Source organism: Psychromonas sp. Urea-02u-13 (genome assembly GCF_002835995.1).
Taxonomy (GTDB): domain Bacteria; phylum Pseudomonadota; class Gammaproteobacteria; order Enterobacterales; family Psychromonadaceae; genus Psychromonas.
In genome coordinates this window covers 1-15,233 of sequence record NZ_PJBZ01000056.1, presented here as the reverse complement: position 1 = coordinate 15,233, position 15,233 = coordinate 1, and the positions used below count along the sequence as shown (strand labels likewise).

The window sequence follows — 15,233 nt, the reverse complement described above, 5'->3', positions numbered from 1 at the left end:
TTTTGCTAATTCGATTATCACTTATTTTTACTTACATATTTTACTGTATTCGCTCTTGTGTGGCGCCATGGCGATATTTTCAGCTAAATGCACCTTACTTTAATGAGCAACGTAATTTGTTTTCTAAGTTAGATGTGGATAAGCGAATTCCTAAGCAGTGGTTACTTGAGCAGTTTATGGACCTTGGTGCACGTGATCCAAGTGCTTATCCTGTTTTTGTAAAACCTGAGTGGGGGCAAAATTCACAAGGTGTTGAACGTGTCGATAATTTATTGCAACTTAACGCATTACGAAAACAGCGTACAACACGTCATCCGTTTTATATTATTCAGCAGGCGGCGCCTGAAAAGAGAGAATTTGAGTTGTTTATGATCCCTAATGAAGGTGATTTACAACAATGCTCTATTTTATCGATTACAGAAACCTGTAATCGTAGTGATGATGTTTTACCTGTTAACGGCATTTACAACAAAGACAGTTATTATCAAGACTGTGTTGGGCAACTCTCTGCCGATCAGCAAAGTAAAATATGGGGACATTTAAAACAGATGGGCAACTATCGTATTGCCCGTTATGGCGTGCGTGCAAATAGCCTAGATGACTTAATTGCAGGTCGATTCCATGTTGTTGAAATTAACCTTTATGTGCCAATGCCTCTATTATTGTTAACCGAGCAGATTAGCCTTTGGCAGAAACTGCGCTTTATTAATAAAGCCATGAAACAGCTAGTGCTGGTCACTAAAACGATTCCGAGCACTCAGTTAAGTAAGTCAGTTTTTTTCAAAAAACTGCGTGTTGCACAACGTCTAAAATCAACCAATAAAACCATATAATAGACGCGCTTTAGTCCATTAATACCTATTTAGAAAAGAGATAACATGAAGCTTAAAAAAGTAATTTATGCCTGGATCAGCAAAACCTTTATGGATGGCTGTAGTAATTACAATAGTTTACAGGTGCGTAAAAGTTGCCGCAGTAAAGAACAAGCCCGTGATAAATTCAAAGAGGGCGGTATCAAACACGCGCAGGGTTTGATATTTTTTAATCCTTTTAAAGCGATTAAATTTGCTCAGCAACATGGATTTCCATTAGTCATTAAACCCAATGTCAGTGGTTTTTCTCGTGGCAGTCATTTTCCGATTAAAAATTATAAGGAGCTATGGAAGGCGATATTTTTAGCCAAAATTTGGTGGCCTTTCACTGTCGTTGAGCAATATTTACAGGGTCACAATTATCGCGTGGTAGTGGCGAATGGCAAGATCATGTCTGTATTAGAGCGTTATGCGCCCTTTGTGATTGGTGATGGAAAGTCCACGATCGAGCAATTGATTGATAAAGAAAATGCCATTCGTGAAGAAATGGGTTTGTACCCATGCATGTCACCATTACAAAAAGGCGTACAAACCACTTCTTTTTTGAAGAAATCCGGCTACCACTTACAAACCGTGCCAGCCAAAGATGAAAACGTAACCTTGTTTTATCGTATTTCTCTGGCGCCAGGTGGTGTGGTTGAAGTGATTGATAAAAGTCTGTTATCAGAAGGCAACCAACAATTATTTAAAGATGTACTTAAACTCTTTGATGCGAATATTTTAGGTATCGATGTGATCATGGAAAAAGGCATCGAAATTGATCATAGTGAACAAGAGATTATCTTCTTAGAGGTCAACTCGCGACCTTATCTGAAGATGCATGGTTATCCACGTTATGGCAAAGCTGAAGATCTTTCGCTACACTTCGATGAACTCGATAAGCTCGAAATAAGCCAGTCAGATATTTACTAACCAAGCAGAATACATTCCATGCCCATATTAAATCGTACCTTTTATCTTTTTTCCGCCATTCATTCTTTTTTATTGGGGTTATTGCCGATATTTATCCCGGTTATTCTCTGGGATAAAGGCTTAAACATTGCTGGAATTTCCTGGTTCATCGTATTAACTGCTGCTGGGTTCTTAGTGGCGTTATATGGCTGGGATAGATTGCGTGCTAAGGCGAATTGGACATTAATCGTTGCCTTATCATTCATATTGCAGATGCTACTGGTATTGGTCTTGCTCTTAGATTCACAATGGTTATTGTTATCGGCTGGTGCCTTAATAAATGGTGCTGCAGGCTGCTTTTATTGGTCAACACAACGTATTTTATTTCAAGCGATTACCAGCGATAAAAATAGTGGTAATACCTTTGGCAACTTTCAAATGTTAGTGATTTTCTCGTTGAAATTTGGCGTTTTAATTGGCAGTTTTATGCTCGACAGTGACTATATTAAAAGTCTTATTCTAATCTCGTTATGTTCTTCAGTGGCTGGTTTTTATTTACTCACTAAGTTATTGAGTGAAACGAATAATCTATTATCACAACAACAACCTGCCGCATTTTCTCTTTCTAGCATATTAACGTTTAAAGATAATTTTCACTCTAAAAAGATCTTTATGGTTGATGGCTTATTTCTCTTTTTAGAAAGTTATTTTTGGGTATTAACACTCTATATGTTGACCAAAGAGAGCTTAATGACGCTGGGTATATTGATTATCGTACTGAGTGTTCTCTTGGCGGTCATCTTTTTTGTGGTTAAAAAAGTAATTGATCGTACTAATGCACAGCGTATTTTTATCATCGCTATTTTGGGTTATGCATTTTCATGGTTATTACGTGGTGAGTTAGGCTTTCAAAACAATGATGCGGTACTTTATGGTGGCGTATTATTGATCGCGTTTTTAAGTAGCTTCTTTCGTCTTGCTTTTAACAAACGTTTTTACGATATGGCCAGTGCGAATAAACCCGTGTATTACATTGTCTCGAAAAGTTATTATTCACAATTTATGATTATTATCTTTTTTAGCTTAATTGCCATGCTGGCTTCAATGGGCAAAGACCCGTTAAATCAGTTACAAGTTCTCTATGACTTAGCGATTCCTCTGGTATTTGTGTATCTATTATATGGTGCTAAAAAAGACACTAAAAAAGGCATTAAAAGTGGCCTTTAATAGTGAATTATTAGATGGAATGGTTATTTTTGTTGAGCTGATTCAGGCGGGTAGCTTTACTAAAGCGGCCGATAACATGGATCATTCGACCTCTTATATTTCCAAAAAAATTAATAAATTAGAAGCGCGTTTAGGCGTGAGGTTAGTTAATCGCACGACTCGCTCAATCAGCCTCACCCATGAAGGTGAGCTCTACTATCAACAATGCCTGTCGATAGTCGGTGATGCAGAGCAAGCAGAAGCCTCCATTAATCAACAACAGAAAAAGCCACAGGGCACGTTAAAAATAAGTTGCTCAACGAGTTTTAGTTTATCGCATCTACGTTTTGTATTAATGCAGTTTATGCAGGATTACCCTGAGATTAATATTGAGCTCGATATCTCTGAAAATATGGTTGATGTGGTTGCGGATGGTTTTGATGTTGTTATTCGTGCGACCAATGCATTAGAAGAATCGAGCCTGATTAGTCGAAAATTAATCAGCTCTTATGGTGTGGCGGTGGCTTCACCCGGCTATTTAAAACAACATGGTTGTCCTACACACCCCTCTGAACTTGCTCATCACCAATTGATTGCTTACAGCAATATTAAGAACCCAACCCGTTTATTGTTTCATTCCCAGCAGGGTGAAAGCATTACGGTTGACGTAAAAAATCGTATGTTAACCAATAGCTCTTCCATGGAAGTGGAGTTAGCTGTCGCGGGTATGGGTATCACTCTTTTACCTAAATTTATTGTTGAAGAGCAGTTAAAAACAGGACAATTGGTTACCTTGTTAGAAGAATATAACCGCACTGAGATTAACATCTATTTGGTATATGCCAGTCGTAAACATATGGCCAGTAAAGTCCGTGTTTTTATTGATTTTATGATGCAGCAATTAGCGTCTTAATTTATATCGCCTACTCTCAATGTAGTGCCTGAATTTGGAATAAATACCCCCCTCCAATAGCCTTGCCATGTAACTAAAGTAATACTCAGTAATCCGAAATGTAGGTTAAACAATCTCTTAAAGGAATAAACATGCCGATCAAATATCGACTGATATTAAGCCACTCCACGATTCTTGTTTTTATGTTGGTAATGCTCGTATTTACAGGGCTTCGCTTTAACAGCACGGCTTCTCAAGTGCGTGATATTGTCGAGGGAGATGTCTTGCGTGCTGAGCTTGCAGGTGAAATTAATATACAAGCGGAAAGTGTCGCTGGGCGATTATTATTACTGTTTATATTGGAGGATCAACAACAGCGAACCGCTGTTTATAAAGAGATTGATATAAAAAACAAACAGATTGATGACGCATTAAAAAAGATCCAAATCTTATTAGTCTCAGAGCAAGATAAACGTTCGCTGCAAACTTTAATGACAGTAAGAAAAGCATACCATGAACAGTTTTTTGCAACCGTTGATGAAATAGAATTTGGAGGCCCCGATGAAGCACGAAAATTAATGACGGGTAAAACCATGGATGCGCTAAATGCGTTATTAGCCGAAGTGTCGATATTTAAACAACATCAACAGCAATCAATGAACGACCGACAGGCAAGCATTCTTACCATGACTGAACGCGCTTTGCTTATCATGATGATGCTCGGCGGAGGCGCATTGTTAATTGGTGTGTTGATGACCTACAAAATAATAACCAGCATTACATTGCCACTAAACCAGTCTGTTTCTACTGTCAGTGCGATTGCCGATGGAGACCTTTCTTTACCGATTCCAGAGGGCAGTAATAATGAACTGGGGCGTTTATTATCGGGTATGTCACATATGCAAGAACAGCTAAAAGAGATGATCAGTGAAATTGATCATGATGCTAAATCTGTGCACCAAAGTGCAACGGAAATTCTAGCGCAAACAGGCGATATGAAAGCCAGCTTAACCAAACAATGGCAAATGTCAGATAATATAAATAGTCGTATTTACAGTTTATCTCAGGGCATTAATCAAACCTCCACAGACGTTAAACAAATAGAACTACAAGCGGTGAAAACCCAAGCTCTGTCTGAGCAGGGAGTGGCTGCAATTACCCAAGCAACCTATGCAATTAAAGAGATTGCAGTGTCAGTCTGTGAGTCATCGGCATCAGTGGCGCGTTTAAGTGAGAGTGCGCTAGAGGTAACGAAGGCGATCACCCATATTCGTGAGATTGCAGACCAAACTAACTTACTGGCTTTAAATGCTTCTATAGAGGCAGCAAGGGCAGGGGAAAGTGGTCGAGGTTTTGCGGTTGTTGCCGATGAAGTGCGTGCATTAGCCAAACGTACTGCTGAGGTGACACTGAATATTGATGATGTGATTGGCACAATGAAAAAACAAACTAACCAAGTAGAAGCTGAAATTAGCCAAAGTGAGCAGAGCATCGAACGTGGGGTATTGTTGATCGAAGAGATCATTAAACCATTACAGGATATGCAACAGGAGGCTGCTCAATCACGACAAAGCTTGCAGTCTTTAGCGGAGTTAACCATTGAGCAAGCACTGCAGAGTGACGCTGTTGCCAGTAATGCGACCGAAATAATGGATATTGCACAGATTAATCAACGTGCGAGTGATAGTTTAGCTATCAAGAGTGATGCGTTATTAGCGACGGCTCAGCGAGTCGACAAAGCGTTAGCTATTTTTAAATTAGAAGCGAAATAAAACGTTATTTAGCTGACAGCTTTCGGCTGTCAGCTAATCGCTTTATTTAATCCATCAAGTGTTCAAGGCCGTAAACAAGTTCTTGGCGTTTCACGACTTCTTTACAAGCAAGACAAATACCCGGCATAAATGATTCACGATGTTGTGAATTATGCTCAATTTTAAGTGTTTCGCTTAAACCACCAAAGAATACAGTTTGCTGTGCAACCACACCCGGTAAACGTATTGAGTGTAATTTAACACCATGAAGTTCTGCACCACGTGCACCTTCAATAAGCTCTTTGTCGCTACATTCAATCGGTGCTTTAGTGCGTGCTGCAGCAATTAGCTCAGCAGTACGAATGCCGGTGCCAGAAGGGCTTTCTTCTTTTTGTGGGCTATGTGCTTCAATGACTTCAGCGTCTGGCAGGTATTTTGCCGCTTCAGCTGAAAACTTCATCATTAAGACCGCGCCAATCGAGAAGTTAGGGGCAATCAAACCACCTAGTTGTTTCTCAGTTGCTAAAGCTTGTAGCTCTTTGACTTGTTCAACTTGGAAACCACTGGTGCCAATAACAGGGCAAGCGCCAGCGTTTAGGATGATTTGTGTATTTGAAAATCCAGCTGATGCAGCGGTTAAATCAACAACAACTTGTGCACCACTGCTTTTAATTAATGCGCTTAAATCATCACCAAAATCACATTCAGCAACAAGCTCTAATGCGCTATCATTGTTGATCGCTTTAACTGCTTCACTACCCATGCGCCCTCTAGCGCCATTTACAATTACCTTAACCATGTTAATCCTTTTCTTATGCGTTTAGTGTAAAGAGATATCCAGCAAAGAGTGCCCAGCTAGTGACTAATAAAATCCACGGTAATGGTTTATTGTTACTTTTTGGTGCTACGTCTACGGTCTCTGCAGATTGATTATTAAGTTGTTTCTGTTTTTGTAATTTCTTTTGCGCTTTATCGGCTTGGCGATGTTTTGCTTTTGCTGCTTTTTTATATTCAACAATGCCTTTTTGAATACCCTGGGCAATTAAGCGTGTTTGCTCTTTAGTTTGGCCCGGCTTTTGCGTTTTTTTAGCAATGAGTAACGCTTCATCAACCGTTTCATTAGAAACGTCTTGGCTGTTATTTTTAGCCATCTTATTTATCTTGCAAAATAATGTTGGCGCGCTTTAATGCCTTGATGCTGGTTAACTCTAGAAAGCGTTCGGGATCATCGTAATTGTAATCCACAAGGTGGCCAACCAATTTTTTAACTAAGGCCTGTGTTTCTCTGATTTCGGTATGAGTGCGTCCGCATCCTTGGCAAAAAGTGCCGTCACTTGTGCAGTTGCTAGTGCATGGGCTAAATTTCATGGTTGAATCCTTGCATTAGGGGTATAATTTTTGTGTAGTTTAGCAATTTTAAAGGACGGATTCATAAATTTTAAAATTCTTTTACGGGTTATCCAAGGTGTTGTTTTGATTGCAGGCTCAGACGCCAATGAACGCGTAAATGCTAATGATGGAAACAGATAGCTACATTTCAAAATAATAATTAGGGTTATGGTATATAAGACGATAACGAAACAGAATAGGTGATTTATGACTTTTACACTGGATGCACGACTTAATAACGATTGTTTTACCCTTGCAGAAACACCAACAAGTGTGTGGTTACTGCTTAACAATAGTCATTTCCCATGGTTTATTATTGTGCCTAAAACGCAGATTGAAGAGCTTTATCTATTACCGCTCCCTTTACAGGCAGAGCTTCAACAGCAAAGCGCATTCATGAGTGAATTTGTGGCAACGCAGCTTCCCTGCGATAAGTTAAATGTGGCGGCTATTGGCAATATAGTAAAACAGATGCATTTACATATTATCGGACGGACTGAAACGGACCTATGCTGGCCAGGTGTGGTTTGGGGAACGGAGCATAAAATGGCTTATGAAAAGCCTGAAGTACTTGCAATTCAAGCTAAATTACAATCATTTTGTAAACAGAAAGTAATTAATTCTGTTGAGTTTGCGTCACTTCAATAAAGTACCGTACAAGCATTGATTTTATGCCCATTCCGGCTTAATTTAAGGCGTGTTAATTTATAATAAAAAAGGAATGTGAATGCTCGAACTTTCACAGCTATTTAAAGATGTAAAACAACTGCCTGTTTTACCCATCTTATTGTTAGAACTAATGGAAAGCTTCTCTGACGAGGATGTCAGCGTTGAAGATATCGCAAAAAAAATCGGTATGGACCAATCGATCAGTGCAAAAGTAATTCGCATGGCAAACTCTGTTGCTTATCGACGTGGCAAAGAGGTGGAGTCTATCTCACAAGCGGTTATTCGCCTTGGTTTCAACCAAGTGCGCAGTATTGTAGTAGCAGCAACGCTGTCTAATGTATTCCCTGATACGCCGGGTTTTGATAAAAATAAATTTTGGAAAGATACCTTTACCACTGCAAGTATTGCTAAAGCCTTAGCGAAACATGCGGGTGTAAACCAAGAAACCGCCTTTACCTGTGCGATGATGCATAATATTGGCGAGTTGTTATTACAAATTCTCAAGCCCGAAGAGTGCTCATTAATCGCAATGGCAATAGAAACGGGTGAGCCTCGTTTATCAGCGCAGCGTGAGACCTTTGGTTTCGATTACAGCCAAGTAGGTGCGGAGCTAGCTAAACATTGGGATTTCTCTGAAGTATTCTGTGATGCGATAGAGCAACAGCTAGATCCTCTTTCATACGAAGAACCTTCTAAAGCCGCAGTATTGATTCGTCTTTCTGTGTTTGCGAGTTTCGCATGGGGCGCAAACCTACCACCTGAAATGATAGTGGCACGTTTTCCCGCAACACTCACTGCCCACTTAAACCTCAATAAAGATGGTTTAGTGGAAGAGTTTGAAGGCATGATTGAAGCGGGTGAAGAGTTAGGCCGTTTAATGTCGAGTTAAATTAAATCGTCAAGATTAAAGTGCAATCTATGAAGTGGCTTTGAGTAATCAATGGCCATTTTTTTTGCCAAAATTTCAGCTTCATCTTGGTAATAACACAACTTATCCGCTTGTTGTATCAACGCCATATAGTGTTCATTAGTGCTGTAGGTTTCATCCGTTAACTGCCAATGAGAAAGCAAACATAAGGTACTTTCTAACGTTAAAACAGGATGATAAAACTCGCCTTGTAAGAGTGTTTTAATATTGGCTAAATGACCAGCGCCCGCGGGTTCAATAAAGAGTCGCTGAGGTTGATGCTCTTTAATCAGTTTATTTAACGCAACACGAAATGGCATACCTGCACTGCAACATAAACAACCACCATAAAGCTCTTTAACAATAATGCCATTATTGGCTAATTGTTCTTTTGCATAGTGTGTTGTACCCGATTCATTGACCAATACCACCCAAGTTTCATTTTCTTTTTTGGCGCTAAGTAATTGGTTAATAAACGTTGTTTTTCCTGCGCCAAGAAAACCACTAATAATATGTGATGCAATTTTTTGTTTCATTCCGCTCTCCTAAGGTGGGTGTCGATGATATACTGCGCGAGTAAATAATAACACAGAGGAAATATTATGATTTACAGTATGACTGCATTTGCACGTAAACAGATTAAAGGTGATTGGGGGACTGCCGTTTGGGAGATCCGCTCTGTAAACCAACGTTACTTAGAAACATATTTTCGTCTGCCAGAACAATTTCGTGGTTTAGAAGCAAAACTAAAAGAATCATTCAAGCAACGCTTACAACGCGGGAAGATAGAGTGTGGTTTACGTTTTGAAGGTGCTGACAATAGCCAAAAAGGTTTAGAAATGAACCAAGAGCTAGCAAGCCAGATAATCAAAAATGCACAATGGGTTGCCGAGCAAGCGGGTAATGCAACAGTGAACCCTATTGATATCTTAAAATGGCCTGGCGTTATGCAAGCACCAGAACAAGATGTTGATGCGATTACCATCGAGTTAATGGCCGGTTTTGAAGCAACACTTGATGAATTTATCGAAGCACGTAGCACTGAAGGTGCAAACCTAGCAGTGATGATAGAGCAACGTTTAGCAGGTATCAGCGAGCAAGCATCTATCGTACGCGGTTTCATGCCAGACGTACAAGCGTGGCAAAAAGCACGCATTTTGAAGAAATTCGAAGATGCTAAAGTTGACCTAGACAGCACTCGTGTTGAGCAAGAGTTAGTTTTATTAGCACAAAAGTCCGATGTAGCTGAAGAGTTAGACCGTTTAGACTCTCACGTTAGCGAAGCACAAAACGTGCTTAAAAAAGGTGGCGCTGTCGGCCGTCGTTTAGACTTCATGATGCAAGAATTCAACCGTGAAGCGAACACATTAGGTTCGAAAGTCATTAATACTGACATCACTGCAGTCGCAGTAGAATGTAAAGTCTTAATCGAACAAATGCGCGAGCAGGTTCAGAATATTGAATAGTGTTTAATGCTATAGAAATAACTTACTAAGCCCTGTTTTACAGGGCTTTTTTATGTTTGTTAATTTTTGTATGTACTTTAAGCGAGATTATTTACTATTTTTTTTCAAAAAGAAAGACCTGACCTGAATGGCACTGCATTAAGCTATAAACGCAATATTTTCAGGACATTAAAGGTCAGAGTAAATTTAATGCCTTTGGTAAATCAACCTAAAAACATGAACTTAATGGGTTAACTTGAATTCGCTCTCTCCCTGTAAAGCCTATTATCTATAGCTTTTAGGCTTAATGCAGTGCCATTCAGACCTGACCTCGACCCCTTGGATTGACGGTGACAAAGTCAGGCATTCAAAAAAGTTACTCGAATTAATTAAGACCGTTTGGTCTGATATGTCAGGTCATGTACCAACAATTCGTAACCCTTATTACTTTATTGATAATACAGAACAAAGAGCTGAAGCAATCTACCGTTTATCATATTTAGCAAAAGCTAGAGGGAAAACTGCAAGACCTAGCCAAACAAAGGATTATTCTACAAGCCGCATTAGTTGATATGATAATATGATTTTAATTTGCCAAAATACAGAGATTCTAAAGTGAATAATAATGATAAACATGGATTTTCTTCTGACCGCCCTATAAATACAACGAATGATGATTTATTAGGTCGATCGGGATTCTCTATAGATTTGGCAAACGTAATTGCTGATTGGCATGGTAATGATAGTTTAGTTGTAGCTCTTCATGGTGATTGGGGGTCAGGTAAATCATCTATTAAAAATATGGCTCTTGATGAGTTAAAAAAAACAGCTGAACATAACCCTGATATCATTGAGTTTTCTCCTTGGGAATGGGCTGCTCAAGACAAAATAACAGCCTCGTTTTTTAAAGAAATATCATCAACAATTGGTCTAAAAGACAAATCTGCTAATGGTAAAAAACTAGCTAAATTATTTAGCAGATATGGGCGCTATTTAAATACTGGTGAAATTGTTACTACTGGGCTAATCGCTGCTGTTCCTACTCTGATTGCTATCTTCGCTTTGTTTGGTTTGACGTTCTTTGACACTTGGGTAACTCAAGTATGTTTAGGTGTCATGGCTATTTGGGTAGTGGCATTAAAATGGGGTAAAAAGTTACTCAAACAGCTAGCTGGCAGTACTGACGCATCTGCTAAAGAAGAGGAATTGACTCTCAGTCAGTTACGGCATGCGCTTACAAAGCTATTAAAAGAGCGAGATAAGTCGGTAATTATTGTATTAGATGACTTGGATAGACTTACTACGAAGCAACTTCAAATGGTCTTTCAGCTAGTTAAAGCTAATACAGAGTTTCCAAATGTAGTCTTTCTTTTATTATTTCAAAGAGATCTAGTAGAAGATAAATTAACTGATGGGAAACAAAAAGGTAGAGATTACTTAGAGAAAATTATTCAAGTACCATTTGATATTCCTAAGATTGAAACTAGCAGAATCCATGAATTGCTTTTCCAACAATTGAATGAAATCCTCGATACGGATAAGTTTGCTATAACAAGCTTTAATCCAACATATTGGGGGAATGTTTTCCATAGCTCATTAGCTGATTACTTCAATAATTTGAGAAATGTGTATCGCTTTACATCAACATTCTCTTTTCATTTCTCTCTATATCAAGGAGAAAATGCCTTTGAAGTGAATCCGGTTGATTTAATCGCAATTGAATGTTTACGACTATTTGAGCCAGATCTTTATAAGAAAATATCTCAGTCTAAAGATTTTTTTACTAATTATGGCACTATCAACGATAGAGATGCCAGAGCTAAGGAAGAAGAGAAATATAATCAGATATTGAATCTAGCAAGTGGTAATAAGGATAGGTTGAAAGGTTTGCTACATCATATTTTTCCTGGCCTTGAAAGAATTTCGGGAACAACATATGCGAGTGGACACCATGAATCATGGTTAAGGGGAATGCGTATATGCCATTCATCTAATTTCGAAAAATATTTTCTGTTTTCAATGCCAAGTGGAGAGCTTTCGCATTCTGAATTACAAGAGATGTTATCTTTAACTAATGATAGTTTAGCTTTTAGCTCTTTCCTTAAAGAACTCCATAAAAGAGAAATCCTGAAAAACTCTTTAGGTCAGTTTATGGCTTTTATTGAAAAAATACCGACTGAAAATAGTAGAAGTTTCATTTGTTCCTTGCTGAATGCCTGTGATGAAATTGGCAATGATGATTTTTCATTTTCATTAAATTCAATCAATTATATGACTATTTATGTAGAAAACGTATTGAAGGGAATTGAAGATATTGATGAAAGAAGTAAATTGATTTTTGAATGTTTTAAAGAACCAGAATCTGGTTTAAATGTTATTGAATCAATACTTGTATATGAAGAAACCAAAAGGAAGGATAATAATGGTGAAACTTTACTATCAAATTCTATCTTTGAGCATTTGAAAATAGCGTTTGTTGATAAGCTTGATTTATTGTCTGTGAGTAAAGAGAATGTTTTAATTAGGCATCCACAAATAGGATCTTTTATTTACCGATGGAAGCGTTGGGGAAATGATGAAAAAGTAAGTTCATGGTTAATCGATCAAATTAAGGATCCAGAATATGGGCTTCTTTTACTTAAATCTTTTGTTCAAAAAGGATCTTCATGGACTTCTGGTAGTCGTGTTTCACGCAAAACAGCGGAAATAAATTTAGAAAACATAGAGCAATTTTTTCCCATTAACTTAATAGAAGATTCCCTTAAACACCTTAATAGAGAAAATTTAGATTCATCAGAGCAAGAAGCAATTGAAGCTTTTACAGATGCTATTGCTCAGAGAGAAGCCTCTTAATTTTCAATTCAGCTGGTGATATACAAACCTCCGGCTGATTATCTTGGGTATCCTCATTAATCTGTTCTTTTCTACGCTCAATACATTCATTAAAAGGCTTCCAAAGCAGAGCTTCAGCTGTTTCTTTTTGTTTTTGAATTAACTGATGCTGTTGCCGTTCTTCAATAAAACTTGGTAAGCCAATCGCTCCAACTATCAGGAATGATACAAGTAAAATCAAGCGTTGTTTTGTGATGCCATCAACAAGGCGAGAAGCCATAAAACAGCTACCAATTAAGCCAATATAAGTAAGGTGTTCGATAGTCATTATCTTTCTCTTACTTCGATTACCTGATCAGGGGAATTTTCCCACTTGATAGGTTCAAAGTGTGCCTCACAGCTACCAGCACGATGAAGTGAATAAGTTGTTATTCCTGTTACTTTGCCATCATAAAACCAGATAACTTTGTAACCACTAACACCAAAGCTAGTTCCTGTTTTACAATACTGCCAAGCTTCATTGTTACCTTTGAATTGTTGATCTTCAGGCTGGCCGACTAGATCAATAATTTGTTGCTTGTTATCGTTTGGCTGGATTGAAGAGTAAGCTTGATCAAAAGAAGCGCAACCACTAAGTAGCAATACAGTTAATAATAGATATTTCATGAAAATCTCTTCCGTCCCTAAGTTGGGTACGTCATATCTTGTCTCTAATATCGGGACAATGCTAAAATCAATTCATTCCACACAATATCAGACACTTATTACTTGGCTAAAAGACGCGAGATTAGCCCAAGGGCTTACTATGCGCGATCTTGCTAAGAAACTTGAAGTACCTCATTCGTTTATAGGAAAAGTTGAACAGTGTGAAAGGCGTATTGATGTGATTGAATATATCGCTTACTGTAGGGCGCTTGAACTATCGCCTGTTGATGGTATTAATTTATTGTTGGCCAATATATAAATTTTATTTGGAAAATATCAAGGATAGAGATGAATATGCTGAAATACCTTTGGGGAACATCAAAAAGGCGCCTAATGACAATTTCTGTACTAGCTTTTGGCTTGTATTGTCTAGCTTCTTTCATTGTAGCCAATTGTTTAATAATGGATTACTGCAGTTTTAATATATCGAAAAATGAAGCCGTGAGTACGGTTACTACAACAGAAACTGAAACGGATGATATTGGCCAAACTGATCCGCAAGCAATGTATGATTCATATATAGCCAATATTTATGATACGAGTATCTTTTTTATAGTGGTCACTTTAGCCATTGCTATATTTGGTTTTGTAAAACCAGAAGATGAAGTTTTTGAGCGTAAATTAACTTATTTGTTTCCTGATTTACATAGATCAGAAGAGGGGAAACAATATGTTTCTCAAAAAATTAATAAGATGGCAGCTATAAGCCCATTTAGCCGGCATACAGTTTCTTTTGATGAAGTTATACCTCTAGAGGATGATAGTTACTTATTTAAATGCGGTGGCATATATGAAGCTCAAATCTCTAATTTACATGGAAATAATAGCTATAAAGATGATTCTGTAAAAATTTCATTTGCTCTCGAGCAGATAGAGATAGACGAAATAAAAAATGCTACGAATGACTTTAAATGGGGGCAGGTAACTATGCTAAGAACCTATTCGGATAAATCCAGTGAGGATCCGATGCCTTGGCATAATGGTAAAAGTCGTAATTTTGTAAATAAGCTACATAGTTACGATATTAAGAAGTTAGAAATACCTGCGCAAGAGTCAATAAATATTGATGTTCATTCTTGGACTTGGTCTAAATTTGCTAAAAATAAGTATGATCATTTTTCAGTTCAGCGCTTTACTGAGAGCATTGAGTTGTACTTTATAAACAATCTCGCTGATAAAAAGTTAAAAGTAACTTATTGCGTGGCAAGTGAAGAAGATAACATTGATTTATTAATCAATGACGATGGTGATTTTTCAGATGGAAAAGAACTCGAAATTAGTGGTCATAAAGATTGTCGCTTTCAGAAGCAAGTTAAGTTTTTTAGACCAGATCAAGTTATCGTATGGAAAGTGAGAGTCATTACATAGTCTAATTTATGTACGATAATATATTGCAGTTTTAACTATTATTCTGCTATATTGAAGTTGTACGAAAGGATTTGAGTAGATCTCAAAATTCTGTATAATTCTTCATCTTCCAAAGGCAGTCGTAATTTTAAGTGAGAAATATATGAAAAACGGATTCACTGGCGTATAGTCAATAATCTTATTAACGTAGTCTTTATAAAGCCTTCTATGTAATTTTTACAAGAAGGTTTTTTTATATCTAAATTCTGAACGTTGACTTATTTCTTATGAATGGTTACACATGCTCTAACATGGGGCCATAAAATA

General features: G+C 37.8%; 18 protein-coding genes. 12 read left to right on the top strand and 6 right to left on the bottom strand.

All coding sequences use genetic code 11. The features are described from left to right. Positions 1-2: 2 nt before the first annotated feature. The 5 genes from CXF74_RS09630 to CXF74_RS09610 all read left to right on the top strand — a co-directional run bounded on the left by CXF74_RS09630 (position 3) and on the right by CXF74_RS09610 (position 5,633). Positions 3-833, top strand: coding sequence for a hypothetical protein (locus CXF74_RS09630; protein WP_101082234.1), 831 nt, complete (start codon positions 3-5; stop codon positions 831-833). Positions 834-878: 45 nt separating this feature from the next. Beyond that, entirely contained in the window at positions 879-1,784 is a 906-nt protein-coding gene (locus tag CXF74_RS09625; RefSeq protein ID WP_101082233.1) for a cyanophycin synthetase, read from the top strand. A gap of 18 nt (positions 1,785-1,802) precedes the next feature. After that, entirely contained in the window at positions 1,803-2,990 is a 1,188-nt protein-coding gene (locus CXF74_RS09620; RefSeq protein ID WP_101082232.1) for an MFS transporter, read from the top strand. Continuing rightward, entirely contained in the window at positions 2,980-3,882 is a 903-nt protein-coding gene (locus CXF74_RS09615) for a LysR family transcriptional regulator (protein WP_101082231.1), read from the top strand. The genes CXF74_RS09620 and CXF74_RS09615 overlap by 11 nt, the downstream gene beginning before the upstream one ends. 131 nt (positions 3,883-4,013) lie before the next feature. Further along, positions 4,014-5,633: a methyl-accepting chemotaxis protein gene (locus tag CXF74_RS09610; protein ID WP_101082230.1), complete on the top strand. Its 1,620-nt coding sequence runs from the start codon at positions 4,014-4,016 to the stop codon at positions 5,631-5,633. 46 nt (positions 5,634-5,679) lie between these two features. Here CXF74_RS09610 and dapB read toward each other — a convergent pair whose 3' ends face one another. The 3 genes from dapB to CXF74_RS09595 are packed head-to-tail and all read right to left on the bottom strand — an operon-like array spanning position 5,680 to position 6,980. After that, entirely contained in the window at positions 5,680-6,411 is a 732-nt protein-coding gene (gene dapB, locus CXF74_RS09605) for a 4-hydroxy-tetrahydrodipicolinate reductase (RefSeq protein ID WP_101082228.1), read from the bottom strand. A 13-nt stretch (positions 6,412-6,424) separates the two neighbouring features. Then, positions 6,425-6,763, bottom strand: coding sequence for a DUF2956 domain-containing protein (locus CXF74_RS09600; RefSeq protein ID WP_101082226.1), 339 nt, complete (start codon positions 6,761-6,763; stop codon positions 6,425-6,427). Position 6,764: 1 nt separating this feature from the next. Then, complete coding sequence (locus CXF74_RS09595) at positions 6,765-6,980, bottom strand: DUF1289 domain-containing protein (protein WP_101082223.1); 216 nt, start codon at positions 6,978-6,980, stop codon at positions 6,765-6,767. A 228-nt stretch (positions 6,981-7,208) separates the two neighbouring features. On the opposite strand from CXF74_RS09595, the gene CXF74_RS09590 reads away from it, so the two are divergent. Further along, complete coding sequence (locus tag CXF74_RS09590; RefSeq protein WP_101082221.1) at positions 7,209-7,649, top strand: HIT domain-containing protein; 441 nt, start codon at positions 7,209-7,211, stop codon at positions 7,647-7,649. Between the two features lie 79 nt (positions 7,650-7,728). Next, the gene (locus CXF74_RS09585; RefSeq protein ID WP_101082219.1) at positions 7,729-8,559 is read left to right on the top strand and encodes an HDOD domain-containing protein; all 831 of its coding nucleotides are present in this window, start codon (positions 7,729-7,731) and stop codon (positions 8,557-8,559) included. On the opposite strand, the gene CXF74_RS09580 is transcribed toward CXF74_RS09585, so the two are convergent. Beyond that, on the bottom strand, positions 8,556-9,113 hold the full coding sequence (locus CXF74_RS09580) for a GTP-binding protein (protein WP_101082217.1): 558 nt from the start codon (positions 9,111-9,113) through the stop codon (positions 8,556-8,558). The genes CXF74_RS09585 and CXF74_RS09580 overlap by 4 nt on opposite strands. A 66-nt stretch (positions 9,114-9,179) precedes the next feature. Here CXF74_RS09580 and CXF74_RS09575 point away from each other — a divergent pair, with 66 nt between their 5' ends. The 3 genes from CXF74_RS09575 to CXF74_RS09565 all read left to right on the top strand — a co-directional run bounded on the left by CXF74_RS09575 (position 9,180) and on the right by CXF74_RS09565 (position 12,875). Beyond that, on the top strand, positions 9,180-10,043 hold the full coding sequence (locus CXF74_RS09575) for a YicC/YloC family endoribonuclease (protein WP_101082215.1): 864 nt from the start codon (positions 9,180-9,182) through the stop codon (positions 10,041-10,043). A gap of 286 nt (positions 10,044-10,329) precedes the next feature. Next, positions 10,330-10,593, top strand: coding sequence for a hypothetical protein (locus CXF74_RS22485; protein WP_101082213.1), 264 nt, complete (start codon positions 10,330-10,332; stop codon positions 10,591-10,593). A 44-nt stretch (positions 10,594-10,637) separates the two neighbouring features. Continuing rightward, the gene (locus tag CXF74_RS09565) at positions 10,638-12,875 is read left to right on the top strand and encodes a KAP family P-loop NTPase fold protein (RefSeq protein WP_101082212.1); all 2,238 of its coding nucleotides are present in this window, start codon (positions 10,638-10,640) and stop codon (positions 12,873-12,875) included. On the opposite strand, the gene CXF74_RS09560 is transcribed toward CXF74_RS09565, so the two are convergent. Then, positions 12,850-13,182, bottom strand: coding sequence for a hypothetical protein (locus tag CXF74_RS09560; RefSeq protein ID WP_101082210.1), 333 nt, complete (start codon positions 13,180-13,182; stop codon positions 12,850-12,852). The genes CXF74_RS09565 and CXF74_RS09560 overlap by 26 nt on opposite strands. Continuing rightward, positions 13,182-13,520 carry a hypothetical protein gene (locus tag CXF74_RS09555; protein WP_101082208.1) on the bottom strand — a complete coding sequence of 113 codons (339 nt, stop codon included), beginning with the start codon at positions 13,518-13,520 and terminating at the stop codon, positions 13,182-13,184. The genes CXF74_RS09560 and CXF74_RS09555 overlap by 1 nt, the downstream gene beginning before the upstream one ends. Between CXF74_RS09555 and CXF74_RS09550 the strand changes: the two genes are divergently transcribed. Next, positions 13,519-13,818 carry a helix-turn-helix domain-containing protein gene (locus tag CXF74_RS09550; protein ID WP_442965949.1) on the top strand — a complete coding sequence of 100 codons (300 nt, stop codon included), beginning with the start codon at positions 13,519-13,521 and terminating at the stop codon, positions 13,816-13,818. The two genes, CXF74_RS09555 and CXF74_RS09550, sit on opposite strands and share 2 nt — an antisense overlap. Before the next feature lie 74 nt (positions 13,819-13,892). Next, positions 13,893-14,927: a hypothetical protein gene (locus CXF74_RS09545; RefSeq protein WP_157822373.1), complete on the top strand. Its 1,035-nt coding sequence runs from the start codon at positions 13,893-13,895 to the stop codon at positions 14,925-14,927. The last annotated feature ends 306 nt before the right edge of the window (positions 14,928-15,233 follow it).